This is a genomic window from Halorussus aquaticus (assembly GCF_024218795.1).
GTDB classification, from domain to species: domain Archaea; phylum Halobacteriota; class Halobacteria; order Halobacteriales; family Haladaptataceae; genus Halorussus; species Halorussus aquaticus.
On sequence record NZ_CP100400.1, the window covers coordinates 44,777 to 69,262 of the forward strand.

Genomic DNA, 24,486 nt, shown 5'->3' on the forward strand with positions numbered 1-24,486 from the left:
AGTCGCGAAAAGAGACGGCTTGACTACGCGCCGACGCTGACGTTACCGCCGTTCTCGACCGCACTCTCGGAGACCTTTACTGTCTGGCCCCCGACACGGTACGTGCCCGGATACCCGACCGTCACCGACCCATCGCCGCTGGTGTACATCATCCGAAAGTGACCTGCGCCGCTCGCTCCTCCTCTCGCGCTCTCACGTCACTGATGGCTCACAGGAGGTCCCGGACTCTGCTGAGTACGCCCGTCCGGTCTCGCCCCCACGATTTCCGGACGACCCGGCCGGGGGCTTTGACGTACGGCGGGCCGCTACGCTCGTCGCGTTCGTATCGGACGACGACCGAGACCGCGTTCCCGACCGCCTCGGCCTCCACCTCGCCCAACCCGATACACCCCGTCTGCGGGTCCTCCGCGTACAGTACCGCTTCCTCGCTGACCGAGAGTGGTTCGTCGAGGTGCACGACCTGCAGGCGTTCGCGGATGGCGTCGGGGTCCGCGTCCATACCGCGACCCACGGCGTCCACCGACAAACGCTTTCCTCCGACCGACGGACCCACACGCCCAACGTCCCCTCCGATTGATGGACCCCACCGTCCCGAACTCCACCGACTGGTAGAGCGACCCGTCCCGAGCTCGCAGTTCGCGCGGCGGTGGTTGCAGTGGCCGGACGAACACTTATGCTGGCGGGTTAACAACCCGCATCCAATGGGGACCGACACGAACGACAGTCAACCGCTCGCGGACGTTACTGTACTGGAGTTGGGGAACATCGTCGCCGGACCGTTCGCCAGCGTCATGCTCGCGGACCTCGGTGCCGAAGTCGTGAAGGTCGAACGACCCGGTAGCGGTGACGTCCTCCGCAGCGCGGGCGAGGCCGGGCCGCCGATGTTCGACGCGCTGAACCGTAACAAACGCTCCATCGAACTCGACCTCAAGAGCGACGCGGGACGCGAGGCGTTCCTGGACCTCGCCGACCGGGCGGACGTCGTCGTCGAGAACCTCGGTCCCGGCGTCGCGGACCGACTGGGTATCGGCTACGACGAACTGAGCGAGCGCAACTCGGAACTCGTCTACCTCTCCATCAAGGGATTCCTCGACGGACCGTACGGCGACCGGGCCGGGATGGACGTCGTCGCCGAAGCCATGTCCGGCCTGATGAGCATGACCGGCGAACCCGGTCGCAAACCGGTCCGCGTCGGCACGTCCATCGCGGACATGGGCGCGGCGATGTACGGAGTGATGGGGGTACTCGTCGCGCTCCGAGAGCGGGAACGCACCGGCGAGGGCCGGAGAGTGGACGGTCCGCTGTTCGAGGCGGTAGCCTCCTGGATGGGGTACTGGATAACCTACGCCGACCGGTACGGTCGCGACCACCCGTCGCTCGGCGCGTCCCATCCCACGTGGGCGCTGTACGACGTGTTCCGCGTCGGCGACCAGGACGACTGGCTGTTCCTCGGCGTGACGACCGAGCGCCACTGGCCGGCGCTCTGTCGCGCCATCGACCGGGAGGACCTGCTCGCCGACGAGCGATTCGACACGTCCCAGTCGCGACTCGACCACAAAGCGGAGTTGACCGAGACCGTCGCCGAGGAACTGCGCGACCGCGACCGCGAGAGCGTGCTGGCGGCGCTGCTGGCCGAGGACGTCCCCGCAGCGCCGGTGAACGACCCGTCCGACCTCGTGGACGACGACCACCTCGACGCCGTGGACCTGCTGGCCGAGTTCGACTCCGCGGAGGACGGCCAGTCGCTCCAGACGGTGATGACGCCCGTTCACGGCGACGGAATCGCACCGGCTCAGAGACTCGACCCGCCGGAACTCGGGGAACACACCGAGGAAATCCTGCGCACTGCCGGACTCGACGACGACGCCATCGCGGCGCTTCGGAACCGGGGCGCGTTCGGGAGCGAGTAGGGATTCGCGGACGAAGCGCGGAGACAGTCGACTGCGGAGTCAGGATTCGACGGCTTCCGCCACGACCTCCGCTGCGGCCTCGCGGGACAGCGGCTCTCCCGCTCCGCGGCGGCGTCTCGCAGCGCTTCCCGGCCGATGGCGACCTGCTCGTCCGTCGCCTCCAGTCCGGCCGCGTCGAGCAGGGCCCGGACCCCGCCGCGGCCGGTTCCGCGGCCGAACAGCAACTCCCGCTGGGCACCGTACCGCTCGGGGTCGAACGGCTCGTAGGTGCTCGGTTCGCGGAGCATCGCCGCGGTGTGGAGGCCGCTCTCGTGGCGGTACCCCTCTCGGCCCAGCACGGGTTTGCCCTCGTAGTCCACGTCGAGCGCATCCAGAATCTCTCGGCAGGCGGGGACGAGTTCGGTCAACTCCAGCGCGACGTCGTCGCCGTGCTCGCTGCCGAGGACCGCGACCTCCTCCAGCGGCGCGTTTCCGGCGCGTTCGCCCACGCCGCCGACCGTGGCGTCCACGCTATCGGCACCCGCCTCGACCCCGGCCACGGCGTTGGCCGTCGCCACACCCATGTCGTCGTGGGTGTGAATCGTCACCGCGAGTTCGCCGCCGACCTCGTCTGTGACCGCGGCGACCGTCTCCCGGACCGCTTCCGGGTCGCCCGCACCCGTCGTGTCCGCGAGCGTGACGTGGCGGCCGCCAGCGTCGCGGACCACCCGCGCCTCCGCTCGGAGGTGGTCGTTGTCCGCCCGCACGGCGTCCATCAGCGTCGCACCGGCCGCGACGCCCCCCTCGACCGCTCGCTCGACGTTCTCCCGCAGGAGGTCCAGCGACTCCTCGCGGGTCTTCCCCAGCGCGTGTTCGAGTTGGACGTCCGAACTGTTGACGATGACCTCGATTTCGTCTGGTTCGACGTCGAGGGCGGCGTCTACGTCGGCCGGGACGGCCCGAGCGAGCGCGGCCGTCCGCAGGCCGAGCGACTCCGCGTGGCGGTACAGTTCCTCGCGCGGCGCGGCGCGGGGAAACGACACCTCGACCCGGCCGACGTCCACGCGCGCCAGTCCCTCGAGGACGCGCTTGCCGACGTCGTCGGTGATTTCGAGGCCCGGCACCTGCGACCCCTCCCGCAGCGTGAGGTCCTTGAACGTGATAGTCATACGGTACCAATCACCAACATCCCGGTTAGGATTTTTCCAAGCGGCAACGGGCACCGGTCGGGGCGGGTCGGTTCCGTCGGACCGACACAGCGACTCCTCCCGGTCGGCGTCGAACCGCCGGGCCGGGAGTTCGCCGAACCGCGTCTCTTCGAAATCGCGTACGCTTACGAGCAGGTGACGGGACGTCGGCGGTCCCGAGAGAATCGGCGAGAGCGCGTAACCATCGCCCGACCGTCTCACGGGCGAAAGGGACAGCACTTTCCGGACTCCTCACAATCCGCTACGTATGCCAGACGTATCCGCACACCACTTCGGCGTGACGGTGACCGACCTCGACCGGGCGGTCGAGTTCTACCGCGAGGTACTCGGTCTCGACGTGCTCGACCGCTTCACCGTCTCGGGTGAGGCGTTCTCGGAGGGCGTCGGCGTCGAGGGCGCGACCGGCGACTTCGCGCATCTCGACGCCGGGTCGGCCCGCGTCGAACTCGTCGAGTACGAACCGGAGGACGAGGGGACGGACCCTGACACCGAACCTGTCAACCGACCGGGCGCGAAACATCTCGGTCTCTCCGTCGAGAACCTGGACCGATTCTACGAGGAACTGCCGACGGACGTCGAAACGCTCAGCGAACCCCGGACGACCGAGAGCGGGACGCGAATCCTGTTCCTCCGCGACCCGGAGGACAACCTCGTCGAACTCATCGAGTCGTAGTTGCGCGGCGACGGGCGACTCGCTTCGCCGTTTCGCCTCGCGTGTCAGTTGCCATTACAGTTCCGACACTTTCATTATCCGGTGTCGTTCTGTTCCGAACGATGCAACACGTAGCTTCAGAAGACGCGGCCGAACCGCTGCTCGTCACGCTCGCGGGTGACGATTGTCGCTGGTGTGCCTCCGGAACGCTCGCGCGCGAGCAGTTCAAGGGTGACGACGCGGTCGTCTGCGAAGACTGCGGGACGCCCGCGGCCCGCGTCTGGTGAGTTCGTCGTCGCGTTCTCTCGGTGTCTACCGGTTCAGAACAGGGCTTCCAGTTCGTCGCCGTCGTCTCTGACCAGACTCTCCAGATTCTCCTCGCTCTCCTCTCGGATGTCTTCGAGGTTGTCCTGCGTCTCGACGGCGACGCCTTGGAGGTCCTTGATTCGCGGAACGTCGGTGACTCCCGACAGCAGCGTCACCGCCGCGACGTGGTCGGTGCCCTGCATCGGATAGTCGCCGCCCCGGACCTCCATGCTCGCGGTCTCGTTCTCCAACCACTTGCGGCCGCGCTCTATCCCCTTTCGATTGAGGTAGTCCTGCGGTCCCCCGACGACGACCAGCGACCGGTCGGTGCTTCGGACCTCGCAGGGGAGCGTGAGACGCCCGAGCGCGGCCTTCCGGACGAGACTGGTGATGCGATTGGTGGTCTCGGTCGCGTCGAGTTGCTCGTCCGAGAACCGGCCGAGCAGACCGCCGCTCGCGGTCTCGACCTGCTCGGTCGCGTAGCCGATGGTCGAGACGCCGCCACAGGAGAGCGTGTTGATGATCTCGCTGGAGTCCACGACGCTCTCGGCGACGTTCTGGCCCGCCCGCACTTCCCCGGCCGAGAAGAGCATGCCGAACCGCCGAACTATCTCGTCGTTGATGCGGTCGTAGCCGCCCCGGACAGACTCGCCGGTCTCGCGCCACGCGTCGTTGTCGAAGACGAGGAGGTTGTCCACCTCGTCCACGAAGGTCTTGAACGACCGCGCGGCGTTCAGGGTGTAGATGCCGCCCTCGTCTTCGGCGGGCAGGACGCCCAGTCCGTAGACGGGTTCTGTGTAGATGCGCTTGAGGTGGCTGGCGAGGACCGGCGCGCCGCCCGACCCCGTCCCGCCGCCCATGCCCGCGACCACGAGGAACGCGTCGATTTCGTGGACCGGGACCTGATCGATGGCCCCCTGAATCTCGTCCATGTCCTCCTCGGCGATGTCCGCGCCGAGTTCGTTGTCCGCGCCGACGCCGTGTCCCTTCACGCGGGCCTGCCCGATGAGGACGCGATTGCGTTCGGGGACGTGGTCGAGTCCCGCGAGGTCCGCCTTCGCGGTGTTGACTGCGATGGCCGACCGGACGACGTCGCTTCCCGTTCCCCGGTCGTACTCCACGAACTTGTCCACGATCTTACCGCCAGCCTGCCCGAATCCGATCATTGCGAGCTTCATAGTTTGGTGCCTCCCTAACGCCGATCTCCGCGAGTTACCCGGCGACTGACCGCGCGTCGCGCCGGGCCTATCGGCTGTACCTCCAACCGTAGGGAGACTTTCCTATTGTTATGCGGCGTCACACGGGGTTTCAGGCGGTACCACACGAGTCCCGTCGAGTCTCCGGGAACGCGACTTCGTCGGTCAGGTCGACTCTTCCACGGAAAGAACGAGCGATTCGTGTACTCCGAACTGCCGTCGGAGTTCTCGCCGCAGTCACCGGATTCTTCGCCGCAAGTAACGCGTAATCGTTGCCTAAAACGAACGCAATCGAGATGGCGACCGCACCTGAATCACTCGAAACGTCTCTTCTCCATTTAGCGTGCAGACTTTGCTCTAACTGGATGAACGCTGTATCGCCCTCGACCCGTCCACGTTCAGTTGTCGTTTCGTGGGTCGCCAGTCCGCGTGGGGTCCGTCTCGTCGTCAGAGTCTGGCCTGCTGTACTCGGATGTTCGGCGGGCTATAGCAGACAGTATATTACGTCTCCGACGAAATTCGACCCCATGCGTCAGTTCATCGTCCTCGGTCACGACGCCCCGACGACCCCCGACTTTTCGCTCGACGACCTCGCTGGCGGTGCTGGCCGCCTCGACGTGCTGTGTCGGTGCGTCAACTCCGCGTTCTTCCTCTCGCACGCGATTCGGGAGGACGTGCAGGTTCACCTCGTGTTGCAGGACGAAGTGACGATTCGCTTCGAGGGGTCCGAACTCCGGCGACTCAACCCCGACGAGCGGAGTACGGCGGCCCTGATTCGCGGGGCGCTGGAGGAGAGGGACGAGGCCATCGGCCACATCGCGGCCGAGAGTTCGCCGGGCGTCTCCGTCTCCAAGCGCGGGTTCGCGCCGGTGCTGGAGGCGGCCGCGAGCGAGGGAACCGTCGTCCAACTCCACGAGGACGGCGACCCCGTGGTGGACGTAGAACCGCCAGAGAATCCTGTCTTCATCCTCTCGGACCACCACGACTTCCGCGACGAGGAGGCGTCGCTGCTCGCCGACGCCGCCGACCGCCGCGTGCGCCTCGGCCCGGAACTGCTCCACGCCGACCACGCGATTACCGTGGCCCACAACTACCTCGACACCGACGGATTCGCGACGTACTGAGGGTGACTCAGCAGAACACGCGCGAGTGAAGACTCGGCTCTGGATTCACTCCGTGTAGAAAACCACCCGGCGCGCTGGCGCGGCGGCTCGTTCGCCGCGCCGTTGCGCGAGGGATGAGGACCGCAGGCCGTGGCCGAGGACCGCAATCGGTTGGGGAGGACGTGGCCCGCGGTTGCGGTGACTCCTATGAGTCGGTAGTAGCTAGCTCTTTCCCGGCAAACATCGACGAGACGGAGTAGGGGTCTCGACCGAAAACAGAGAGAACCGAGCTACAGGCTTGAACCCGGGAGTCTACCGCAACCGCTCGACACCGGAGCCTCGCCTGACGTATCGAACGACACCCTCACGGTCTGCCCGGCCCACACTCCGATTATGCGAGTCAGCGTCATCGGCGGCGGGACCATCACCGAATCGGAAGCAGCGACCGCCGAGGAGGTCGGTCGGCGTCTCGGCGAGCGCGGACACACCGTCGTCTGCGGCGGTCTCGGCGGCGTCATGGAGGCGGCGTGTCGCGGTGCGAGCGAGGCGGACGGGCGAACCGTCGGCATCCTCCCCGGTGAGGACCGGACCGCCGCGAACCCCCACGTGGACACCGCCATCGCCACCGGTCTGGGCCACGCCCGCAACGCGCTCGTGGTGATGAACGGCGACGCGGTGATCGCAATCGACGGGGGCGTCGGCACGCTCTCGGAACTCGGGTTCGCGGGCGTGTTCGACCGCCCGACCGCCGGACTCGGGACCCACGACGCGCCGGGCGTCGAAGCCGTCTCCTCGCCCGCCGAGGCGGTGGCGTTCGTCGAGTCCGAGGCCGACGGCGGGACCGACCGAGAGACGTAGCGTGACCGACCCCGCGACAACGCTCAAGGACGCTCGTCCACTACGTCTCGTAATGCCACTTTCCGAGGCCCAATGGGAGCAGGCCGAACCGGACGACAACGTCATCGCGCTCGTCTACGGCTTCCTCGAAAGCGAGAAGCCGACCGCGTACTCCATCGAGGAGATATTTTCGCAGGCCGAGGCGAACGTCCAGTCCGATTCGTCCTCGACGTGGGAGGACGTGGGGGCGCTCCTCGGCGAGCAGTCGGCCGAGGAGCAGTACCGATGGGCCTTCGAGTACCTCGTCCACGCGGGCGAACTCGAGAAGCGCGCGGTCTTCGACGGCGGCGAGAAGGTCGAGTTCTACCGGGCCACGTAACCCGCCGTCGGTCGGGTGAATCCGGAAGGATTAAACTTCGGACGCGCCTTGGTCCACGTGCGGGCCGGTGGGGTAGCTTGGTATCCTTCGGCCTTCGGGTGGCCGTAACCGCGATTCTGAATTCGCGCCGCCCACTTCTTCCCGCATTTCACTTCGACGCAGTGACAGCGAGCGGTCCGCGATACGAACGGTGGTTCTTTGCGGCGGTCACAATCCTCTTGCGAGCGCGACCCTTCTTGAGAAACACTCATGCACGTACTCGTAGCCGGTTCGCACGGGCAGGTCGGCCAGCACATCACCCGACTGCTGGCCGAGAGCGACCACGACGTTCGGGGGATGGTCCGCGACGAGGCTCAAACGTCGGACATCGAGGACCTCGGTGCCGAACCGGTCGTCGCGGACCTGACCGAAGACGTGACCCACGCGGTCCGGGGGGTGCGACGCCGTCGTGTTCGCCGCCGGGTCCGGCGGTGAGGACGTGTGGGGCGTGGACCGAGACGGCGCGGTAAACACCATCGAGACCGCCGAGGAGGAGGGTGCCGACCGGTTCGTCATGCTGAGTTCCATCAACGCCGACTCGCCCGGGGAGAGTCCGGAGGCCCTCCGGGAGTACCTGAACGCGAAAGCCGAGGCCGACGAGCGACTCCGCGAGAGCGACCTGACGTACACCATCGTCCGGCCGGGGTCGCTGACGAACGAGGCCGGGACCGGTCGGGTTCGAACCGGCGCGGACCTCGACCGAGACGACAGCGAGATTCCGCGCGAGGACGTGGCCGAGACGCTCGTCACCGCGCTCCCGATGGAGAGCACCCACGAGCGCACGTTCGAGGTTCTGGCCGGAGACGAACCGATCCCGGCTGCGTTGGAGAATCCGCTGAACGAGGAGTGAGCGACCGGGCGCACGGCGGCAGGTCCGAGAAGACGAGTTCCAGCAATCCGGTCACGGGCCGCGCGTTCTCGAACTTCGACGCGAGGCGTCGAAGTATCAGCCTGCCGAAGTCGGCGGCGAACAACGTTTTGTGCTTTCAGTAGCATCCACGAACGACGACAAATGGCGACCCCCACAGGCGCGAGATTTCCACGCCACCGAGTAGAACGCGAACGTCCGACGGACACCGCCGACGCGACCATCGACCCGTGATACGCGGTAGCGACGCGGCGGGCCGCGACGAAGGCGCGGACGACGAACGCGGAGGGAACGACGAACGCCGAGGAAAAGACGAACACAGGGACGGCGACGGCGGCGACGATACGTCCGACCGACGCGAGGACGCGTTCGAACCCGCGAACCCGATAGCCGCCGACAGCGAACCGGCAGATTCGGTCTCCGACCGTGACGGCGACTCGGCGGAACCGTCGCCGCGGACCGACGACCGACTCTCGATTCCGCTCGAAACCATCGCGGTCCTGAACTGGCTGGGCGAAATCGGCGTCGATGGCGTCGAGTCCCGACTCCGAGGGTCTCGACCGACGACCTGACCGTCGAGACCCAGCGAGTCAAAATCGGCTACGCCGGGCCGGAGACGATTCTCGACCAGTTCGGCGTCGAGGACCGCGCCGGTGCGCGCGTCCCGGTACAGAAACCGTTCTCGGGGACCGTGTTGGTGCTGTTCCCGGTCGAGAGCGCGAACCGCGCGGCGTCGCTCATGCTCCGGCGCGCGGTCGAGGACGCCGAGTCGGTCGTCTCCACGGAGATGGGCCGGGACGCGCTGACGGAACTCTGCAACGTGATGGCGAACGGGTTCGTGGACGAGTGGGCGGAACTGTTCGACACGCCCATCGACACCGGCGCGCCCGTCGCGGTCCAGAACCCCGAGATGACGCTGCTGCACCACATCTTCTCGGTCTCGGACGTGGGGCTGTATCTCACGTCGCGGCTCCGTCTCGCGGCCGACGACATCGACGTGACCGTCTTCGTCTTCCCCGGCGAGGAGCGGTTCGTCACCGAGATTTCGCAGTTCCGCCCCGACGTGATAGACCGGTAGTCCGTCCCGACTCGGCCGGAGTACGGCGTCCCCTCCGACCTGCCGACGCTATCTCGACGCGACCTATGCTCAGGTCTCGAACTCGTCGGCGAGGTCGTGGAACGTCGCTACCGTCAGGTCGGGGTCGGCGTCGTACGGTCCCCAGAGCGTGTCCTGCCGGTTGACCCAGACGCCCTGCATCCCGGCGTGCATCGCGCCGGGAACGTCCCACCACCCCGCGGCCGCGAAGGCGATTTCCTCGGTCGGGGTTCCGATGCGGTCGGCGGCGTGACTGTAGAGTTCGGCCTCCGGTTTGAACCGCTCGACCTCGTCGGCGCTGACGGTGGCTTCGAGCAGGTCGCCGAGGTCCGCGTGGTCCACCATGGAGTCGAGCATCTCCTCGTTCCCGTTCGAGACGACGTAGAGGTCGTAGCCCGCCTCGCGGAGTCGCTCCATCCTCCCGAACGTCGTCGAAGACGGCGAGTTCGTGGTACGTCGAGAGAATCTCCTCGCGTTCGCTCTCGTCGAGTTCGACGCCCCGCGCGTCGAGTGCCCACTTCAGTGCGTGGCGAATCAACTCGTAGAACGAGTGGTACTCCTCGATGGCGTTGCCGACCATCGCGTACTGCAGCGACCGATTCCGCCAGAGTTCGGCGACGGCCTCGGGGTTCTCGACGTACTCCGACAGTGGCTCTTCGACGGTGTTCACGTCCACGATGGTTCCGTAGGAGTCGAACGCTATCGCCTCGACCGCGTCGGTGTCGAGCGTCATGTCGGGCGTACGTCCACCCGGACGCCGAAATAGCTTCCCGCCGAGCGACCGCGGGGTTTCGAACCCACGCGAGGACAACCTTCGACTCGAAATCGAGACGGGTTCCGACGCCGAAACCGAGACGACCTCCGACCGCGAGTCGAGTCCGACCACGTCGCCGCTCGCCGGGGTTCACACGACTTTTACCACTCGCGTCCCTCCGGACGCCAATGACAGAGTTGTTCGACCTCCCCGTCGATTCCGCCGAAGACGTCGCCGAGCGCCGCGACGAGGTGGTCGCGCAGGTCCGCGACCACGCGGGCCGAATCGCCCGCGAACTCGCGCTCCTGCAGGGCGGCGACTACGGGAAGCGGACCTTCGAGACCGACGACGGCGAGTGGACCGTCAAGTACGAGGCGGGCGACCTCCAGTTCCTGCTGTTCGAGGGCCGGAAGGCCGAGACCTACGTCGTCTCGACCCACCAACCGCCCGACCCCGAGGACCTCGCGGCGGCGCTGGCAGACTACGACGCCTTCGTGGCGGCGTTCAACGACTACGTCCGGTCGCTCGACGGCGTACTGGACGACGTGGCTACCGACTTCCCGGAGGTGTCCGCTACCGACTCGGTCGTGGCCGAGCGCGAGCGCATCCTCGGGCGCGTTCGCGAGGTGACCGACCAGATGGCCCACCAACTCTCGCGCTACGAGGGCGGCGACTACGGTACCTACGGGACCCGAGTCGCGGGCAACCGGTGGGAACTCAAGTGGGAGAACGGCGAGGCGTCGTACCTCCGAGTGGGCGGTGAGGGCGGCATCTATCTGCTCTCGCAGTACCAGCCACCGTCGGCCCACGACGTGCGCAACCTCGCCGAGGACGTTCCGGCGTTCGTGGCGGCGTTCAACGACTACGTGGACGGCTTGGACGCGAGTCTCGACGGCGTCTCGCTCTGAGCAGGTCGGTCGGCAAAAGAATCGGTCCGAACGCAGTTCGCGAGTTCAGATTGCCGCTTCGCCGCCAGCGGAACCGCCACCGCGACCGCCGCCGTGATACGACGCGTCGCCGAACGCCAGCAACGGGAAGAACACGAACGGCAGGAACCAGAGACCGACGCCCCAGCCGATACCTTTGCCGAACGCCTTCGCTACGCCGACGTACATCTTCCAGCCGGCGTAGATGTTGGCGATCGGGATGATGAACAACAGGAGGTACCAGCCCGGATTGTCACCGATCTTCAACATGACGTAGGCGTTGTAAATCGGAATGAGCGAGGCCCAACCGGGTTGGTCGGCTTTCTGAAACACTTTCCACGTGCCCGCGACCGTCAGGACGAGAATCCCGAGATAGGCGACGAGCAGTATCGTATTTGCAATATCGGGTTCCATTGGTAAGTGTATTAACTCGATATTACGATGAACGCTGATAAGTTCTTTGGTGTTTCATCGGCCGTACTGGAACTTAATACGAGACGCCCGATGATTTCCACCCGACTACTTCGGCGAAAGCGACTCCGTCGCGGCCCGCTTCAGAATCTCGAGTGCGAGCGCGGCGTCTCCGAGGTCGATTCGCTCGTCGGCCGCGTGAGCCTGCGAGAGGTTGCCGGGCCCCCAGATGATGGCCGGCGTCCCCGCCGCCACGAACTCCCGAGCGTCGGTCGCGGCCTCCAGTCCCCACGGTTCTCGCGGCGCGTCGGCCGTCTCCGCGGAGAGTCGGCGGAATCGCTCGGCGAGCGCGTGGTCCGTCGGAATCCCGGCCGACGCGTAGTGCTCGACCGGCGTCAGGTCGGTCTCGACGCCGGTCCGGCGCTCGGTCTCGGCCAGCAGGTCCGCGATTTCGGCTTCGACAGCCTCGATGGTCTCGTCGGGCAGGATGCGCCGGTCGAGCAGGAACTCGGCCCGGTCGGGAAGCACCGCCATGTTCGAGTCGGTCCCGGCCTCGAACTCGGTGACGGTCGCGTACGCCCGGCCGACGAGGGGGTCCTCGCGCTCGCGGAGTCGCTCGTCGTAGTCGTCTATCGCCGCGAGGACGGGGCGCGCTGCGTCTAACGCGTTGGTTCCTTGGTCGGGGTGACTCGCGTGGGAGGCCGACCCCGCGACGCCGACGCGGTAGGTCACGACCCCCTTCGCGCTCGTGCCGACCCGGAAGTCGGTCGGTTCCAGCACGACGGCGCAGTCGCCGCCGTAGCCCGCTTCGACGAGCGTCCGGGTGCCGGGGTCGCCGGTCTCCTCGCCCATCGCGCCGTGGAAGACGACCGTCCCGTCGAGGTCCCCCGCCTCGATTTCGGGTGCGAGGTCCCGGAGCGCCAGCATGGCGACGGCGAGACCCGTCTTCATGTCGGCGCTCCCGCGGCCGTGGAGCGTGCCGTCCTCGACGACTCCGGCGAAGGGGTCGCGGTCCCACCTCTCGGGGTCGCCCGCGGGCACCACGTCGAGGTGACCGTTGAGGACCAGCGTGGTACCGTCGGCGTCGTCCCCGTACTCGTCGGGGTTCGCTCCTTCCGAGTCGTCTCCGTCTGTGGGGTCGTCGCCGACCCACGCGACCGCCTGCGCCCGGTCGGCGCTCGGTTCCTCCACGAGGCGAGCGTCGATGCCGCGCTCGGCGAACCAATCTACGACGAACTCGGCGCAGGGACGCTCGTCGCCCGGCGGGTTCTCGGTCGGGATGCGGACGAGTTCGGCCGCGAGGTCCGCGAGTTCCTCGTCCGGTCGGGTCGTCATCGTCTGTGGTCCGTCGTTCGGCCGCCAGTGCGTTATAACCCGGGTCCGTCCGGGCGTTGGGAGTGATTCACGGGCGAACCGCGACCCGCCTGCGACTCGTCGGTCTCACGGTTCGACGCGACCGAAAAGTCGATCCACGGCCGCCAGTCCCTCCCGGCCGAAGGCGGACCCGAGGGTCGCCGCGAGGTGGTACGCGTGGTCGTCGGGCGTCGCCCACGCCGCGCGGGCGAACGCCGCCGTGGCGCGGGGCGACCGGCCCTCCTCCGCGAGGAGCTTCCGGCCGACTTGGTAGTGGGTCTCGCGGAGCGCGCGCTGGCGTACCCGGTCGGGAAATAGCCGGTACAACCGGTCGTACGTCGCTATCACCTCCATCCGACTGCCGAGGTAGTCCCACGAGTCCGACAGCGACTCGCCGGTCCGACCCCGGACGACCAGCGGTTCGGCCACGAAGTCGAACCGCGTCTGGAGCGCGAGGTCCACCTTCAGTCCGGTGTCGTCGGCCCCGTGGCGGTGGCGGAGCGGCAGGACGCGTTCCAGCACCTCACTGGCTATCAGCATCGTGGAGTTGATGCATGGGAACGTCCGCATCTCCAGCGCGCGCTCGATGACGTCGCCACGAACGACCGGGTTGGGGAGGATTTCGCCCCGGTCCTCGTCGTCCATTCCGCAGTAGACGACGCCGACATCCGGACCGAGCAGCGGCACCTGCTCGCGCAACTTCGACGGCGCGAGTCGGTCGTCGTCGTCCAGAAACTGCACGTACTCGCCGTCGGCCATCTCCGCGCCGACGCTCCGGGCGGCCTGCGGCCCCTCGTCGCGCTCCTGTGGGACGTACGTCGCGCCGAACGCCTCGGCCACCGGCCGGGCGTGTTCGTCGTCGGACCCGTCCACGACGAGGACCTCTATCGGTCGGTACTCCTGAGCCTCGACGCTCCGGAGCGCCCCCCGGAGGCGGTCGTTCCGGTAGTGGGTCGGGACGACCACCGAGACGAGGCCGCCGGAGTCGGCGTTTCGCGTCACGTCACGCCCGTTCGACCCTTGTCGGGAAAGTTGCGGTGGCGGACTCCTTTACCCCACCTTGATAAGGGATTGGCTTCGTGGATTACAGTAATTGAAATGACTCGGACATGCTCGAAACAGCGTTCCGGGGCGGTCGGTGGTCGCCGTGTCTGAGGCGGAGACTCTCGACGCACGACAGGAGACGCCGACGCTGGTCGTCGTCTGCGGCCTGCCGGGCGTCGGCAAGACCACCGTCGCCGAGCAAGTCGCCGAGCGCCTCGACGGACTGCTCCTCCGGACCGACGTAATCCGCAAGGAGATTCTGTCCGACCCCGACTACACGGAGGAAGAGTCCCGGATGGTCTACCGCGAACTGTTCGACCGGGCGCGCCGGACCGTCGAAGACGGCCGGAGCGTGGTCCTCGACGGGACGTTCAAGGACGCCGCCGACCGCGACCGGGCGACCGAGCTCTCGGCGTCGCTCGGCGTCGATTTCCGACTCGTCGCCGTCGAGTGCGACGAGGACGTGGTTCGCGAGCGCATCGAACGCCGGGAGGGCGACGAGAGCGACGCCGACTTCGAGGTTCACGCCATGTACCGCGAGCAGTTCGACCCCATCTCGATGGACCACGTCACGGTGGACAACTCCGAGGGACTCGACGAGACGACCCGACAGGTCGCCGAGACGTTCTGACGGTCGGGAGTCGCGAACCACTACCTTTTTGCTCCGGTGCTGACCACCGAGCAAAGACGATGGTCGCCGAACAACTCGACGCGCCCGACCCCGAAACCCTCGTCGGCGAGGCGAAGGCGGCGTTCCGGGACGGCGCGATGCTGACCGTGCAGGCCCGCTGTGAGGTGGAGTACGAGGGCCGGACCTCCGGCCACCTCGGACCGGGCGACCGGATTCTGGTCGCCAAGCCCGACGGGACGTTTCTGGTCCACCAACCCACCGGCCACAAGCCCGTCAACTGGATGCCCGGCGGGGGTACCGTCTCCGCGCGTACGAGCGACGGAGATGTGGTCCTGCTGGCGCGGCGCACGAACCCCACCGAGCGCGTCGAGGCCCGAATTTTAGAGGCCTACGGCGTGACGCGTTTCGACGCCACCGACGGCGCGACCTACGAGGAGTCGGGCACCGAGGCCGAGATGCACGAGTACATCGAGGCCAACCCCGGCGTGCTGGAGGAGGGTCTCCGCATCGTGGAACACGAGCGCGAGAGCAAGTACGGGTTCATCGACTTCTTCGCCCGCGACGAGGCGGGCACGCCCGTCGTCGTGGAGGTGAAGCGGATTCAGGCGACGCTGAACCACTTCGACCAACTCCAGCGCTACGTCTCGCTCTACGAAGAGACCAACGACGAAGTCCGCGGGATTCTCGTCGCGCCCTCGGCCTCCGAGCGCGTGAAGCGAGCGCTCCGGGACAACGATTTGGAGTTCGTCGGACTCTCGGAGTTCGAAACCGACGCCAAAGGGGCGACCGAAGCGAAACTGACCGACTTCTGACCGACGGAGACGCGGTCCGCGAATCCGCCGTTATCGCAAGCGGCAGTGACTACGAGGTGAACTGACGGGGAGACGTGACCTGTCACGGGCATACGACTCATGGCGCTCGAACGCGAACGGTGACGCGAGATGAGGTTCGCCCGACGGACGACCGTTCTCGACCCGACGCGCTCCACCCATGCCCACTAACTGGTCGAAGCTATTCGAGGGCGATAGCTCGTGGCTCCCGTGGCTGACCCGCCGCCAGCGCCTCGTTCTCGTCTACGCCGTCGTCCTCGTCACGCTCATCCTCCTGTACACGGTCCTGTACAACTACGGGATGCGGACGCTGGAGGGCCACGACCACTCGATATTCCGGTCGTTCCAGACCGTGGTCGAGACGTTGACCACGACCGGGTTCGGCGCTGACTCCCCGTGGGAGACGCCGATAATGAACCTGTTCGTGACCTTCATCCAGTTCACGGGCGTCATCATCGGGTTCGCCACGCTCCGGGTCCTCATCATCCCGCTGTTCGAGCGCGCGCCGATGGACCTCAGTGACCGCCTGACCGCGAAAGACGACCACGTGATTATCTGCGAGTACCGGCGCGACTCGGGCGTCCTGCTGGACGAACTGGAGCGATTGAACGTCGATTACGTGCTGATAGAGTCCGACCCCGAGGAAGCCAAGCGACTCTCCGACGACGGCTATCAGGCGATTCACGGCGACCCCGAGGAAGGCGCGGAACTCGAACGCGCGATGATAGACGAGGCCAGCGCCATCGTCACCGACGCGGGCGACCGCAACGCCAGCATCGTCCTGACCGCGCTGAGACGGAACGACGACCTCCGGGTGATATCGTTCACGGACACCCCGGACCACGACGCCGCGCTCCGGAACGTCGGTGCGGACGCCGTGGTGTCGCCCGACGCGCTCATCGGTCGCCGACTGGGACAGAAGACGAGCGCGTGGGCCGACACGCCGGAGTCGATGGGCGACGCGACGGTGGGCGACGTTCGGATTCGGGAGGTGCTGGTCAGACGGGACAGTCCGCTCGCGGGCGTCCAGATCGAGGACACCGCTCTCGCCACCCACTCCGACCTCACGCTCGTCGGTGCGTGGATAGACGGCGACCTCAGACTCCCCGTAGACCCGTCGGAGGTCGTCACGCCGAACTCGGTCCTCATCGTGGCCGGGACCGAGGCGGCCATCGACGACGTGCAGGAGTTCGCGGCCGGACTCCGACCGCCGCGCCGCCACGCGAACGTCGTCATCGCGGGGATGGGCGTCGGCGGCCGCGCGGCGTACGAGGCGTTGGACGAGGGCGTCACCGCGACGACCATCGACTCGGAGGACGGCCGCCGCGTGGACGTCGTGGGCGACGTGCGCGACCCGGAAACGCTCGAAACCGCGGGCATCGAGGACGCCAGCGCGCTCGTCGTTACCGTGGGCGACGACTCGACGGCCATGCTCGCGGTCGCCATCGCGCGCACCCTCACCGACGACATCGAGATTCTGGTTCGAGTGGACGGCACGGCGAAGTCGCCCACCGCGTTCGACGCCGGGGCCGACTACGTCCTCTCGACCCAGCGGGTCAGTGCCCGGTTGCTGGCCCGCGAGCTTCGGGGCGAGGACGTTCTCACGCCCGTCGAACAGCTTCGAATCGTCCGCGCGGACGCCGCGGCCTTCGCGGGACGGACGCTCGACGACGCGAAACCCGACGCCGACGCGGGCTACGTCCTCGTCGGCGTCGAACGCGACGGCGAGTTCCTGACCGCCGACGACGTGCGAATCGAAGACGGCGACAAACTCGTCGTGGCCGGAACCGACGCGACGATTCGGGAGTTCGAACGCCAGTTCGCGTGAGTCGTCTCCGAGAGATAGCCCGCCTCGAAGAAACGGAACGAACGCGAAAGAGAATAACTGAGACGACTCGGAGGGCTACTCGCCGTCCTCGGATTCGCGGGCCTCTTTGCGTCCTCGCTTGGTGAAATACCGACTGAGCCATTTCGGCCCCTTGTAGACGCGTTCCGTTTTAGCCATCGTCGCTCTATCGGTAAGTAGCGCCCGCTACCATTTAGTAGTTTTCTTCGTTCAGTCCTTCAGAGAACGATGAGAACACCGATACCTCCGAGGACGAGGGCACCGACGAGCAAAATTTGGGTAACGAATAAATAGCGACCGCTGTCGTTCACTTGCCCCCTGTTATGAGCGATTGCCTCGTTGTGGCCTTCCAACAACTCGACGTAGATGTCGGTCCGACCATCACCGTCCTCGAAGTTAGCGTGGACGTACGTTGGTCCCGGACCGAAGTCCGGACTCGAGGTGCTGTAGGTGAAGACTCCCGCTACGATAGACCCGATGACGAGCGCACCACCCGTTTTCATCCAGATGTTGACCGGAATCGTCTGTTGGGTGATTTAGGCCGCGGATGCTATTGCACCGAGAAGGATAACTTCGGCCCGTACTGTCCGCACTGCCTTGTCGTCCGTATCCGAGAGGACGCGCAACTGTTCTGATAGCACCGACTCTGCTCTATCGAGAGTCCGTTCTAGCGTCTCCGTCTTCGTTCTTGGATGCTCGGGGATGTCTAACTGCCCGAAGTGGACTTCTTCGTCTTCCAGAACGGGGTCCCCGAAGCTAAACCGCCGACGAAGAAGGTAATCGAGGAACAAGACGGTGCCACAGAGTACAATCCATGTACCAACGAGTGGCCACCAAAACGAGACGATCGCATCGACTGTCTCCCACCCCGACGTAACTGCTCTCCAGAAAAGTCCGATGAAGCCGGTGAGACGAAAAACGGCACTAACGACGAACGTAACGGCGAGAAGACGACCGAGACTCCGTTCGCTCATGCGACTACTTTCCCACGATACATTTAATACGATTCTGGTTTGGGAGTAGAAAGGATAACCGCGTTCCGTCGGAGTCGCACCAACGGCCTTTTCGCCGCGACACGTCTACGTCTCGCCGATGACTGCCGCCATCGAAGTCGAAGACCTTCGGAAGCAGTACGAGGGGGTACGGGCGCTCGACGGAGTGTCGCTGTCGGTACCCGAAGGGAGTTTCTTCGGCCTGCTCGGGCCGAACGGCGCGGGCAAGACGACCTTCATCAACATCCTCGTGGGGTTGGTCCGGCGGAGCGGCGGCCGGGCCGAGGTGTTCGGCCACGACGTGGAGGACGACTACCGCGAGGCCCGCGACGCCATCGGTCTCGCGCCACAGGAGTTCAACGTGGACCACTTCTTCCCGGTGCGCGAAGTGCTGGAACACAAGGCGGGCTACCACGGGATTCCGGCCGACGAGGCCCGCGAGCGCGCCGACGAGGTGTTGAAACAGGTCGGCATCTACGAGAAGCGCGACACCCGGTTCAACTGGCTGTCGGGCGGGATGAAGCGCCGGTTCATGCTGGCGCGGGCGCTCATCACCGACCCCGACCTGCTGATTCTGGACGAACCGACCGCCGGGGTTGACGTGCAGTTGCGCCACGACCTCTGGGACCTCATCACCGAACTCAACGAGTCGGGCACCACGATTCTGCTCACGACCCACTACATCGAGGAGGCCGAGCGCCTCTGCGACGAGGTGGCGATTCTCGACTCGGGCAACCTGCTCACCGTGGCGACCCCCGAGGAACTGATGGACCGCGGCCCGGACAAGATTCGGGTCACGCTCCGGAACGCGCCCGCGAGCGTGCCCGACCTGCCGATGCTCTCGGGGACCCGCGGGGCGTCCGACGAGGGCCGCGTCGAGAGCGTCGAACTCGACGGCGACCAACTGGTCGTCACCGCGACGCAGGGCGGACTCGTCGCGCCCGACCTCGTGCGGGCGCTCGACCGTGCCGGTCTCGAAATCGTGGACTTCGACATCTCCCGGACCTCGCTCGAAGAGGTGTTCGTGGACATGACTCGCGAGGGCGGCAGCGACCAGTCGGCCGAGGCGGTCGCGGCGGACGGCGGCCGCGACGCGACCGTCGGCGACGACGGAGGTGTCTCCGAATGAACCTCCGCGGTCTCACTGGCTTCAAGACCCTCGCGCGTCGCGAAATCCTGCGGTTCCTCCGGCGGCCCCGCAACACCTTCGTCCCGCCGTTCGTGACGAACGTCCTCTACTTCTCGGTGTTCGGTGTCATCCTCGGGGACCGCGTCGGTCAAATCAGCATCGACGGCGGCGACCCCATCGACTACATCCTGTTCATCCTGCCCGGACTCGTCGTACTGGGGGCCATCTCGAACGCCTTCGAGAACGCCTCGTTCTCCATCTTCCACGGGCGCTGGAACGACTACATCGAGGAGACGCTCACCTCGCCGATGTCCTACTCGCGGATGGTCGTGGCCTACATCGTTGCGGGGGCGACCCGCGGCCTGCTGGTCGGGTCGCTCATCGCGGTCATCGGCGCGTTCTTCACCACGGTCGGCGTCGCGAAACCGCTCTATCTGGTCGCGTTCGGTCTGGTCGTCAGCCTGCTGTTCGCCAGTTTCGGCGTCGTGGTCGGTCTCTGGGCCGACGACTGGGACAACCTCACCATGATGAACCAGTTCATCGTCCGCCCCCTCGTCTTCTTCGGGGGCGTGTTCTACGCCATCCGGGAACTCCCCTCGCCGTATCAGGAACTCTCGATGCTGAACCCGATGGTCTACATGGTCAACGGCGTCCGGTACGGCTTTCTGGGCGTCTCGGAGGTGGACCCGAACTGGTCGCTGGCGGTCCTCTCGGGCCTCACCGCGGCCATCTTCGCGCTCGACGTCGTGCTGTTCAAGCGCGGGTACGGTCTGACGGACTGAGGCGATTGCGGAGGCGCGAGATGACCGCGAGCGCAGAAGAGTTTCCACCACAGTAATGTTTCCTACGAGTAACGTTCACCCGTGCCCTCCGAAACAATTGTCCTCCTCAGGTCGATTCGACGGTGGCTTCTAGTCGGTGTGTTCCTGCTGGGAGTCGGAGTCCTCACGCTGGCTCACACCGGCTATATCCTGACCAACACCGAGATACTGTACTGGCAGCGCCTCGTGTTCAGCATCGCGGGTGTCCTCGGAGGAGTCGTCGCGGGCGTTGCCGGAGTGAAGCTACTCGGCAAGCGTCCGACTTCTGCGCCCGACGAACAAGCGACCGAATGACTCTCTCAGGGAAACGACGAAGTTGGGTCAGTTCCTACTGGCCCTTACTCCACCCGAAACTGCCGCTCTCGGCCCTCGCCGTACATGTTCTTCGTCTCGCCGCCCTCGCCGCGGGCCTCCGCGTAGCAGGTGTAGGACCCCGTCGGCAGGTCCGAAAGCGTGACCGAGAACTCGCCCGACCCGCCGCCACCGTCGAGTTCCACGTAGTCGGTCCACTGCTTCTCGCCGTCCTCGCGCTGGTAGAAGAAGTGGCCCGTCACATCGTCGTAGGCGTCCATCCCTTCCGCGGACCCGCGGAGCGTCACCTCGCTCCCGGCGTCGTTCGTCTCCGGGGCCAGCGTCTCCACCCGGAGGCAGTTGGTCGAGGGACCCGAACAGGGATTGCCCGCCGTGACCGCGAGCGTCTCGCTGACGCGCCGCGACTGGCCCTCGTAGTCGGTCAGGGTCGCCTCGGCGCGGTACTCGTAGGTCCGGCCGGGTTCGAGACCCGACGCGGTGGCTTCGAGGTAGATATCGTCGGCGAGCGGGCCGGTCTCGGTGGCGAGTTGCCGCCACTTTGCTCTCGCTGCGGCGCTCGAGTCGCTCTTCGGTCTCGGCCGGTAGAACAAGTTCACCTCGACCTCGTAATCGGTGTCGTACGCCGATTCGACCGCGGCGCGGAACGTGACGGCGGTGTCGCCGATTTCGGCGGGCCGGGCGTAGACGCCGCCCAACTGCCAGTTCCGTCCCACGCCGGACTCCGACCCGTCGGACGCGTCGCCCCCGTCCGAGCGCCGAGCCGCCGCGGTGATTCCCGTGCCTGTCGTGCCAGCGACCGCGTAGCCGAGGAGTTCGCGTCTGCTGAGTGCCATCCGTTCCGCGCACTCGCCGGAACCGTCATGAATCCGCGTCACCGTTCCGCCGGAAATCGGCCGTTTCCGACTTCACGTCCCCGGTAAGCTCCGCTTTCCCCGACGTTTCGAGTGTCTTCACGTCTGCCGAGTGCTTCGACGGGTACCGGGCGTCTTCACCACCCGTGGAGTCGCCGGGTTACTCCTCCCACGGTTCGCCGCCCTGCTGGTCGCCGAACAGTTCGCGCATCAGCGTCACGATGCTCTCGGGCGGGAACTGGCCGCGCTCGGTCACGATGGCGTCCACGTACCGCGGCGGCGTCACGTCGAAGGCCGGGTTCTCGACGGTCACGTCGCCGATCTCCTCCTCCTCGTCGAGGGTGAGGACCTCGCGCTCGTCCCGCATCTCGATTTCGACGGTGTGGCCCGTCATCGTGTCGGGGTGGAGCTTCAGCGTCTGGGCCGCGACCATGACGGGGACGCCGCGCTCGCGGGCGTTGACAGCCAGCCCCGAGGTACCGACCTTGTTGATGACCGACCCGTCGGCCGCGATGGAGTCCGCGCCGACCAGCACGTGGTCGGTCTGGTCGAGGTATCGGCGGGCGGCGTTGTCCACGATGAGCGTGACCGGCACGCCCATGTCCCGCAGCCATCGAGCGGTGATGTGACCCTGCTTTCTCGGGCGGGTCTCCTTGACGATGGCGTGAATCTCCTTCCCTTGGTCCAGCGCCTTCTCGACGCACGAGAGCGCGTCCGTGGAGTGACAGTGGGTCATCACGGTGTCGCCGTCCCGGAGGCGGTTCGCACCGATGCGTCCGAGGTTGTCTTGGGCCTGCCCGAGTTCGCGCTGGAACTCGTCGGCGCTCTCGACCACGCTCTCGCGGAGGTCCGGGACCGAACGACCCTCCATCCCGCGGAGGACGTACCGCAATGCGTTGGGGAGGCTGACCGCGGTCGGCCGCGTCTCGCGGAGGCGACGGCCCGCGGCGCGCATCTCCGCCCGGAAGCTCTCGGGCGATTCGGCGTCGCTGTCCTCGGCCTGCGTGGCGAGCGCCCCCGCCGCGGCGTCGGCGATGGTCGCCGCGCCGCGAATCTCCATGTCGGCGATGTCGTCTGCGGCCTCCTCGACGGTCGGATGGATGTCTGCGTCGGAGTGACTCATGACTGGCAGGTACGGGCCAAGGGGGGAAAAACGAACGGGTCGCCTACCGGTGAGAGCTCACCCAGCCTCACACGGAGGTCAGCGCGTCTGTTCGGGCAGGTCCACTTCCTCGGGCGACGGCATCCAGAAGACGTCCAGCGACACCGCCAGCGTGAAGGGCACGACCCAGACCAGAATCAGGGCGGTGCCCCGGTCCCGGACGCCGCTCCCGCCGAAGCCGATGAACCCCGAGAGCAGGATGGTGGTGACGACGTACAGCAGCGGGACGAGTAGCGCGGTGTACACCACCGTCCCCCACGTGGTCGAGAGCCGGAGGCGGAAGAAGCGGATAGCGACCGCTGCCACGACCGTATTGACGACCATGATGAGCAGGAACCCGAAGACTGTGGCGACAGAGGCCATTGCTACCGGTCACTTGGAACTCGGCGCTCTTGTGGCTACCGGATGCGCGACGAACGACTGCGGTCGGTCTCGCCGAGCGTCCCCCGAACGCTTACCGCCCGAGGTCCTCGTGGGCGCTCGACAGGTGCCGGGAGGCTAGCGCCGCGAGCAGGGAGAGTTCCCCGGCGAGCGCGCCCACGGCGATGATTTCGGCGAGCGCGTCGGCGTTGCTTCCCGCGGGGTCGCCGCCGCCGCGGAGACCCAGTACGTCCAGCGCCTCGGACTGGGTGGGGAGTTTCGTCCCGCCGCCGACCGTGCCGACCTCCAGACTGGCGAGGCTCACGCTGGCGTAGAGGCCACCGTCGGACTCGTCCGACGAGCCTCCGCTCGCATCGCTCGCGGAGACCCCGTCGCGGGCCTCGACGGTCGTGATGGCGTTGCTCCCCTCCACGACCTGCGCGGCGTCCTGTCCGGTCGCGAGGAACGCCGCGGCGACCACGTTCGCGGCGTGGGCGTTGAAGCCGAGGCTCCCCGCCTTGGCGGACCCCACGAGGTTCTTGCGGGTGTTGGCCTCCTCGATGGCCTCGGGCGTGGTGTGCAGTCGCTCCTCGACCGTCTCGCGGGGAATCTTCACGTCCGCGGTGACGCTCCGACCCCGGCCCTCGACGGCGTTGATAGCGGCGGGCTTCTTGTCCGAGCAGAGGTTACCCGAGAGCGCGACGAGCGACGCGGCGGTCTCGTCCTCGACTACTTGGGCGGCCTCTCGCGTGGCGATGGTCGCCATGTTCATCCCCATCGCGTCCTTGGTGTCGTAGACGAACCGCAGGAAGACGGAGTCGCCGACGACGTAGGTGTCCACGTCGAGGAGTTCGCCGTGACTGGTCGTGGACTCGGCGGCCTCGCGCAGGCGTTCGGTGTTCTCGCCGACCCACGAGACGACCGCCTCGGCCTCGGCGATGCCGCCGACCCGGAACACCGGCGCGCGGGTCATCCCCGACTTGGTGACGCGAGCGTCCGCACCGCCCGCCCCGGCGATGACGGAGCATCCCCGATTCACGCTCGCGACCAGCGCGCCCTCGGTGGTCGCCAGCGGGAGGTAGTACTCGCCGTCGGCCGCGCCGCCCGCGACCTGCACGGGACCGACGACGCCCATCGGAATCTGTGCCGCCCCGACCATGTTCTCGACGTTCGCGTCGGTGGCTTGCTCGGCGTCGAGCGCGAAGTCGCCGATAGTCTCCAGTTCGGCGTCGGTCTCGGCTTCGAGGAGTTGTCTCCGGGCCGCCGCCGCGGTCTCGGAGTCGGTGTGGTCCTCCAGTTCGTGCAGTCGAAGTTCGCCCTCGCGCACCTTCTCGGCCAGACGTGAAGGCTCGGAACCGTCGCTCATGTCCGAACGGTTAGCCGGACGCCCCCTAACAGTTCCCATTCGGGTCGGGGGACCGCCGACTCGGCGCGGACAGGCGTTACCGCTGGCCCTTTCAGGGCACGCGACTACTTTTACTTTCACCGCGC

At 66.8% G+C, this 24,486-nt stretch carries 28 protein-coding genes, 1 tRNA gene and 2 pseudogenes; 17 read left to right on the forward strand and 14 right to left on the reverse strand.

What is annotated here, in order from left to right:
• Positions 1 to 23: 23 nt before the first annotated feature.
• Both NGM06_RS24085 and NGM06_RS00180 read right to left on the reverse strand, forming a co-directional pair.
• The gene (locus tag NGM06_RS24085; protein ID WP_256567950.1) at positions 24 to 152 is read right to left on the reverse strand and encodes a hypothetical protein; all 129 of its coding nucleotides are present in this window, start codon (positions 150 to 152) and stop codon (positions 24 to 26) included.
• Positions 153 to 208: 56 nt separating this feature from the next.
• Positions 209 to 499 carry a hypothetical protein gene (locus tag NGM06_RS00180; protein WP_254268343.1) on the reverse strand — a complete coding sequence of 97 codons (291 nt, stop codon included), beginning with the start codon at positions 497 to 499 and terminating at the stop codon, positions 209 to 211.
• Positions 500 to 701: 202 nt separating this feature from the next.
• On the opposite strand from NGM06_RS00180, the gene NGM06_RS00185 reads away from it, so the two are divergent.
• Positions 702 to 1,910, forward strand: coding sequence for a CaiB/BaiF CoA transferase family protein (locus NGM06_RS00185; protein ID WP_254268344.1), 1,209 nt, complete (start codon positions 702 to 704; stop codon positions 1,908 to 1,910).
• Here the strand turns inward: NGM06_RS00185 and NGM06_RS00190 are convergent.
• Positions 1,793 to 3,058 carry a LeuA family protein gene (locus NGM06_RS00190; RefSeq protein WP_254268369.1) on the reverse strand — a complete coding sequence of 422 codons (1,266 nt, stop codon included), beginning with the start codon at positions 3,056 to 3,058 and terminating at the stop codon, positions 1,793 to 1,795. The genes NGM06_RS00185 and NGM06_RS00190 overlap by 118 nt on opposite strands.
• A 286-nt stretch (positions 3,059 to 3,344) precedes the next feature.
• Here NGM06_RS00190 and NGM06_RS00195 point away from each other — a divergent pair, with 286 nt between their 5' ends.
• Both NGM06_RS00195 and NGM06_RS00200 read left to right on the forward strand, forming a co-directional pair.
• Complete coding sequence (locus tag NGM06_RS00195) at positions 3,345 to 3,770, forward strand: VOC family protein (protein WP_254268346.1); 426 nt, start codon at positions 3,345 to 3,347, stop codon at positions 3,768 to 3,770.
• Between the two features lie 101 nt (positions 3,771 to 3,871).
• The gene (locus tag NGM06_RS00200) at positions 3,872 to 4,036 is read left to right on the forward strand and encodes an HVO_A0556 family zinc finger protein (protein WP_205427132.1); all 165 of its coding nucleotides are present in this window, start codon (positions 3,872 to 3,874) and stop codon (positions 4,034 to 4,036) included.
• 33 nt (positions 4,037 to 4,069) lie between these two features.
• Here the strand turns inward: NGM06_RS00200 and NGM06_RS00205 are convergent, their stop codons facing one another.
• A complete protein-coding gene (locus NGM06_RS00205; protein ID WP_254268347.1) occupies positions 4,070 to 5,233 on the reverse strand; it encodes a tubulin/FtsZ family protein in 1,164 nt (387 codons plus the stop codon).
• Between the two features lie 545 nt (positions 5,234 to 5,778).
• Here NGM06_RS00205 and trmY point away from each other — a divergent pair.
• The 7 genes and pseudogenes from trmY to NGM06_RS00240 all read left to right on the forward strand — a co-directional run bounded on the left by trmY (position 5,779) and on the right by NGM06_RS00240 (position 9,555).
• On the forward strand, positions 5,779 to 6,375 hold the full coding sequence (gene trmY / locus NGM06_RS00210; RefSeq protein ID WP_254268348.1) for a tRNA (pseudouridine(54)-N(1))-methyltransferase TrmY: 597 nt from the start codon (positions 5,779 to 5,781) through the stop codon (positions 6,373 to 6,375).
• 372 nt (positions 6,376 to 6,747) lie between these two features.
• Entirely contained in the window at positions 6,748 to 7,212 is a 465-nt protein-coding gene (locus NGM06_RS00215; RefSeq protein ID WP_254268349.1) for a TIGR00725 family protein, read from the forward strand.
• A 52-nt stretch (positions 7,213 to 7,264) separates the two neighbouring features.
• Positions 7,265 to 7,570, forward strand: a complete 306-nt coding sequence (locus NGM06_RS00220) for a hypothetical protein (RefSeq protein ID WP_254268350.1) — start codon at positions 7,265 to 7,267, stop codon at positions 7,568 to 7,570.
• Between the two features lie 61 nt (positions 7,571 to 7,631).
• Positions 7,632 to 7,704: transfer RNA gene (locus tag NGM06_RS00225), tRNA-Pro, on the forward strand.
• Positions 7,705 to 7,819: 115 nt separating this feature from the next.
• A pseudogene (locus NGM06_RS00230) lies at positions 7,820 to 8,459 on the forward strand (SDR family oxidoreductase).
• A gap of 248 nt (positions 8,460 to 8,707) precedes the next feature.
• Entirely contained in the window at positions 8,708 to 9,049 is a 342-nt protein-coding gene (locus NGM06_RS00235; RefSeq protein ID WP_254268370.1) for a hypothetical protein, read from the forward strand.
• 125 nt (positions 9,050 to 9,174) lie between these two features.
• On the forward strand, positions 9,175 to 9,555 hold the full coding sequence (locus NGM06_RS00240) for a chemotaxis protein CheC (RefSeq protein WP_254268371.1): 381 nt from the start codon (positions 9,175 to 9,177) through the stop codon (positions 9,553 to 9,555).
• 69 nt (positions 9,556 to 9,624) lie between these two features.
• Here the strand turns inward: NGM06_RS00240 and NGM06_RS00245 are convergent.
• Positions 9,625 to 10,306, reverse strand: a pseudogene (locus tag NGM06_RS00245) (haloacid dehalogenase type II).
• Positions 10,307 to 10,515: 209 nt separating this feature from the next.
• Between NGM06_RS00245 and NGM06_RS00250 the strand changes: the two are divergent.
• The gene (locus NGM06_RS00250; protein ID WP_254268353.1) at positions 10,516 to 11,235 is read left to right on the forward strand and encodes a profilin-fold protein; all 720 of its coding nucleotides are present in this window, start codon (positions 10,516 to 10,518) and stop codon (positions 11,233 to 11,235) included.
• A 45-nt stretch (positions 11,236 to 11,280) separates the two neighbouring features.
• Here NGM06_RS00250 and NGM06_RS00255 read toward each other — a convergent pair whose 3' ends face one another.
• From NGM06_RS00255 to NGM06_RS00265, 3 genes are all read right to left on the reverse strand, one after another.
• Positions 11,281 to 11,667 (reverse strand): DUF5684 domain-containing protein, encoded by a 387-nt coding sequence (locus NGM06_RS00255; RefSeq protein ID WP_254268354.1) that lies wholly within the window; start codon positions 11,665 to 11,667, stop codon positions 11,281 to 11,283.
• A gap of 105 nt (positions 11,668 to 11,772) precedes the next feature.
• On the reverse strand, positions 11,773 to 12,999 hold the full coding sequence (locus tag NGM06_RS00260) for a M20 family metallopeptidase (RefSeq protein WP_254268372.1): 1,227 nt from the start codon (positions 12,997 to 12,999) through the stop codon (positions 11,773 to 11,775).
• A 105-nt stretch (positions 13,000 to 13,104) separates the two neighbouring features.
• Positions 13,105 to 14,019: a glycosyltransferase family 2 protein gene (locus tag NGM06_RS00265; RefSeq protein ID WP_254268373.1), complete on the reverse strand. Its 915-nt coding sequence runs from the start codon at positions 14,017 to 14,019 to the stop codon at positions 13,105 to 13,107.
• Between the two features lie 145 nt (positions 14,020 to 14,164).
• Here NGM06_RS00265 and NGM06_RS00270 point away from each other — a divergent pair, with 145 nt between their 5' ends.
• The 3 genes from NGM06_RS00270 (at position 14,165) to NGM06_RS00280 (ending at position 17,350) form a co-directional block, all read left to right on the forward strand.
• The gene (locus NGM06_RS00270; RefSeq protein ID WP_254268374.1) at positions 14,165 to 14,692 is read left to right on the forward strand and encodes a P-loop nucleotide/nucleoside kinase family protein; all 528 of its coding nucleotides are present in this window, start codon (positions 14,165 to 14,167) and stop codon (positions 14,690 to 14,692) included.
• 59 nt (positions 14,693 to 14,751) lie between these two features.
• Positions 14,752 to 15,504, forward strand: coding sequence for an endonuclease NucS (nucS, locus tag NGM06_RS00275; protein ID WP_254268375.1), 753 nt, complete (start codon positions 14,752 to 14,754; stop codon positions 15,502 to 15,504).
• 178 nt (positions 15,505 to 15,682) lie between these two features.
• Complete coding sequence (locus tag NGM06_RS00280) at positions 15,683 to 17,350, forward strand: potassium channel family protein (RefSeq protein WP_254268376.1); 1,668 nt, start codon at positions 15,683 to 15,685, stop codon at positions 17,348 to 17,350.
• Between the two features lie 236 nt (positions 17,351 to 17,586).
• Here the strand turns inward: NGM06_RS00280 and NGM06_RS00285 are convergent, their stop codons facing one another.
• Entirely contained in the window at positions 17,587 to 17,871 is a 285-nt protein-coding gene (locus NGM06_RS00285; protein ID WP_254268377.1) for a hypothetical protein, read from the reverse strand.
• A 33-nt stretch (positions 17,872 to 17,904) separates the two neighbouring features.
• Positions 17,905 to 18,342, reverse strand: coding sequence for a hypothetical protein (locus NGM06_RS00290; RefSeq protein ID WP_254268378.1), 438 nt, complete (start codon positions 18,340 to 18,342; stop codon positions 17,905 to 17,907).
• Between the two features lie 118 nt (positions 18,343 to 18,460).
• On the opposite strand from NGM06_RS00290, the gene NGM06_RS00295 reads away from it, so the two are divergent.
• The 3 genes from NGM06_RS00295 to NGM06_RS00305 all read left to right on the forward strand — a co-directional run bounded on the left by NGM06_RS00295 (position 18,461) and on the right by NGM06_RS00305 (position 20,604).
• Positions 18,461 to 19,489: an ABC transporter ATP-binding protein gene (locus NGM06_RS00295; RefSeq protein WP_254268379.1), complete on the forward strand. Its 1,029-nt coding sequence runs from the start codon at positions 18,461 to 18,463 to the stop codon at positions 19,487 to 19,489.
• On the forward strand, positions 19,486 to 20,271 hold the full coding sequence (locus tag NGM06_RS00300; RefSeq protein ID WP_254268380.1) for an ABC transporter permease: 786 nt from the start codon (positions 19,486 to 19,488) through the stop codon (positions 20,269 to 20,271). Before NGM06_RS00295 ends, NGM06_RS00300 begins: the two co-directional genes overlap by 4 nt.
• Before the next feature lie 81 nt (positions 20,272 to 20,352).
• The gene (locus NGM06_RS00305; RefSeq protein ID WP_254268381.1) at positions 20,353 to 20,604 is read left to right on the forward strand and encodes a hypothetical protein; all 252 of its coding nucleotides are present in this window, start codon (positions 20,353 to 20,355) and stop codon (positions 20,602 to 20,604) included.
• 44 nt (positions 20,605 to 20,648) lie between these two features.
• Here NGM06_RS00305 and NGM06_RS00310 read toward each other — a convergent pair whose 3' ends face one another.
• From NGM06_RS00310 to hmgA, 4 genes are all read right to left on the reverse strand, one after another.
• On the reverse strand, positions 20,649 to 21,455 hold the full coding sequence (locus NGM06_RS00310) for a hypothetical protein (protein WP_254268382.1): 807 nt from the start codon (positions 21,453 to 21,455) through the stop codon (positions 20,649 to 20,651).
• Positions 21,456 to 21,633: 178 nt separating this feature from the next.
• On the reverse strand, positions 21,634 to 22,596 hold the full coding sequence (locus tag NGM06_RS00315; RefSeq protein ID WP_254268383.1) for a ribose 1,5-bisphosphate isomerase: 963 nt from the start codon (positions 22,594 to 22,596) through the stop codon (positions 21,634 to 21,636).
• A 78-nt stretch (positions 22,597 to 22,674) separates the two neighbouring features.
• Positions 22,675 to 22,998 carry a DUF7991 family protein gene (locus NGM06_RS00320; protein WP_254268384.1) on the reverse strand — a complete coding sequence of 108 codons (324 nt, stop codon included), beginning with the start codon at positions 22,996 to 22,998 and terminating at the stop codon, positions 22,675 to 22,677.
• Positions 22,999 to 23,089: 91 nt separating this feature from the next.
• Entirely contained in the window at positions 23,090 to 24,361 is a 1,272-nt protein-coding gene (gene hmgA, locus NGM06_RS00325; protein ID WP_254268385.1) for a hydroxymethylglutaryl-CoA reductase (NADPH), read from the reverse strand.
• Positions 24,362 to 24,486: the final 125 nt, after the last annotated feature.

What these genes read in the sequence shown, in the direction of transcription:
- NGM06_RS00295 (WP_254268379.1), top strand. Translation starts at nt 18,461, where the DNA reads ATGACTGCCGCCATCGAAGTCGAAGACCTTCGGAAGCAGTACGAGGGG.
- NGM06_RS24085 (WP_256567950.1), bottom strand. Translation starts at nt 152, where the DNA reads ATGATGTACACCAGCGGCGATGGGTCGGTGACGGTCGGGTATCCGGGC.
- NGM06_RS00315 (WP_254268383.1), bottom strand. Translation starts at nt 22,596, where the DNA reads ATGAGTCACTCCGACGCAGACATCCATCCGACCGTCGAGGAGGCCGCA.
- nucS (WP_254268375.1), top strand. Translation starts at nt 14,752, where the DNA reads ATGGTCGCCGAACAACTCGACGCGCCCGACCCCGAAACCCTCGTCGGC.
- NGM06_RS00280 (WP_254268376.1), top strand. Translation starts at nt 15,683, where the DNA reads ATGCCCACTAACTGGTCGAAGCTATTCGAGGGCGATAGCTCGTGGCTC.
- NGM06_RS00195 (WP_254268346.1), top strand. Translation starts at nt 3,345, where the DNA reads ATGCCAGACGTATCCGCACACCACTTCGGCGTGACGGTGACCGACCTC.
- NGM06_RS00260 (WP_254268372.1), bottom strand. Translation starts at nt 12,999, where the DNA reads ATGACGACCCGACCGGACGAGGAACTCGCGGACCTCGCGGCCGAACTC.
- NGM06_RS00255 (WP_254268354.1), bottom strand. Translation starts at nt 11,667, where the DNA reads ATGGAACCCGATATTGCAAATACGATACTGCTCGTCGCCTATCTCGGG.
- NGM06_RS00320 (WP_254268384.1), bottom strand. Translation starts at nt 22,998, where the DNA reads ATGGCCTCTGTCGCCACAGTCTTCGGGTTCCTGCTCATCATGGTCGTC.
- NGM06_RS00180 (WP_254268343.1), bottom strand. Translation starts at nt 499, where the DNA reads ATGGACGCGGACCCCGACGCCATCCGCGAACGCCTGCAGGTCGTGCAC.
- NGM06_RS00310 (WP_254268382.1), bottom strand. Translation starts at nt 21,455, where the DNA reads ATGGCACTCAGCAGACGCGAACTCCTCGGCTACGCGGTCGCTGGCACG.
- NGM06_RS00185 (WP_254268344.1), top strand. Translation starts at nt 702, where the DNA reads ATGGGGACCGACACGAACGACAGTCAACCGCTCGCGGACGTTACTGTA.
- NGM06_RS00215 (WP_254268349.1), top strand. Translation starts at nt 6,748, where the DNA reads ATGCGAGTCAGCGTCATCGGCGGCGGGACCATCACCGAATCGGAAGCA.
- NGM06_RS00190 (WP_254268369.1), bottom strand. Translation starts at nt 3,058, where the DNA reads ATGACTATCACGTTCAAGGACCTCACGCTGCGGGAGGGGTCGCAGGTG.
- NGM06_RS00205 (WP_254268347.1), bottom strand. Translation starts at nt 5,233, where the DNA reads ATGAAGCTCGCAATGATCGGATTCGGGCAGGCTGGCGGTAAGATCGTG.
- NGM06_RS00300 (WP_254268380.1), top strand. Translation starts at nt 19,486, where the DNA reads ATGAACCTCCGCGGTCTCACTGGCTTCAAGACCCTCGCGCGTCGCGAA.
- hmgA (WP_254268385.1), bottom strand. Translation starts at nt 24,361, where the DNA reads ATGAGCGACGGTTCCGAGCCTTCACGTCTGGCCGAGAAGGTGCGCGAG.
- NGM06_RS00290 (WP_254268378.1), bottom strand. Translation starts at nt 18,342, where the DNA reads ATGAGCGAACGGAGTCTCGGTCGTCTTCTCGCCGTTACGTTCGTCGTT.
- trmY (WP_254268348.1), top strand. Translation starts at nt 5,779, where the DNA reads ATGCGTCAGTTCATCGTCCTCGGTCACGACGCCCCGACGACCCCCGAC.
- NGM06_RS00200 (WP_205427132.1), top strand. Translation starts at nt 3,872, where the DNA reads ATGCAACACGTAGCTTCAGAAGACGCGGCCGAACCGCTGCTCGTCACG.
- NGM06_RS00220 (WP_254268350.1), top strand. Translation starts at nt 7,265, where the DNA reads ATGCCACTTTCCGAGGCCCAATGGGAGCAGGCCGAACCGGACGACAAC.
- NGM06_RS00285 (WP_254268377.1), bottom strand. Translation starts at nt 17,871, where the DNA reads ATGAAAACGGGTGGTGCGCTCGTCATCGGGTCTATCGTAGCGGGAGTC.
- NGM06_RS00250 (WP_254268353.1), top strand. Translation starts at nt 10,516, where the DNA reads ATGACAGAGTTGTTCGACCTCCCCGTCGATTCCGCCGAAGACGTCGCC.